This window comes from Castellaniella sp. GW247-6E4 (assembly GCF_040276065.1).
Taxonomy (GTDB): domain Bacteria; phylum Pseudomonadota; class Gammaproteobacteria; order Burkholderiales; family Burkholderiaceae_B; genus Castellaniella.
Window position 1 is genome coordinate 1 of sequence record NZ_JBELOI010000056.1, and the last position, 739, is coordinate 739.

General features: G+C 68.5%; 1 protein-coding gene. It reads right to left on the minus strand.

What is annotated here, in order from left to right; all coding sequences use genetic code 11:
- Nucleotides 1-612 (minus strand): ATP-binding protein (locus tag ABS761_RS16915; protein WP_350409557.1); only part of this gene is annotated, 612 nt, incomplete at its 3' end.
- Nucleotides 613-739 lie beyond the last annotated feature (127 nt).

Here is a 739-nt window from a genome sequence, read left to right on the forward strand (position 1 = left end):
GACCGGTAACTGGCTGGTCACGAGCGTCGCCCGGCTGCCCGCGCGATCATCGAGCAGCTCCATCAGGGCCTCGCGGGCAAGCGCATCAAGCCCGGTCAGCCCCCAGTCATCCAGGACTACCACCTCGGTTCTGGCCAGTTGCGCCAGCCACCGGGTATAGGTCCCGGCAGCCTGCTGGGTGCGCAGTTCTTCGGACAGGCGCGGCACGCGCAGGTATCGGGTGCTGTGGCCGCGGCGACAGGCATACTGGGCGAGCGCGCAGGCGAGCCACGTCTTGCCGCAGCCGGTGGCGCCGGTGAGGATCACCGTCTGGCCGACGGTGATCCAGTCGCCAAGCGCCAGGCTCGTGAAGCGGGCGCGTTCGATCCCGCGCCCTGCGCGAGTGTCGAAGTCTTCGATGGCTGCCTGCGGGTAGCGCAGGCGGGCCTGTGTGAGCAGCCGCGCACAGCGCCGGGCGTGACGGCTGTCGCACTCGTGCTGCACGAGCAGCGCCAGCCGTTCCTCGAAGCTCATGTCGCAGGCCGCGGGTTGTTCGATCTGGTGTTGCAAGGCGGCGGCCATGCCCTGGAGCTTCAGGGCGTGCAGTTGGGTGATGGTTTGTTGAATCAGCATGTTCGGTTCCCCGCGTTCAGTGGTAGGAGCGCGCACCGCGCAGGTGCTCGTGTTCAGGGCTGGTCCAGGGTGTCTGGGGGGCATCCGCGAGCTGGTCACGGCCGTTCGCGAGGATGTCACGCACGGT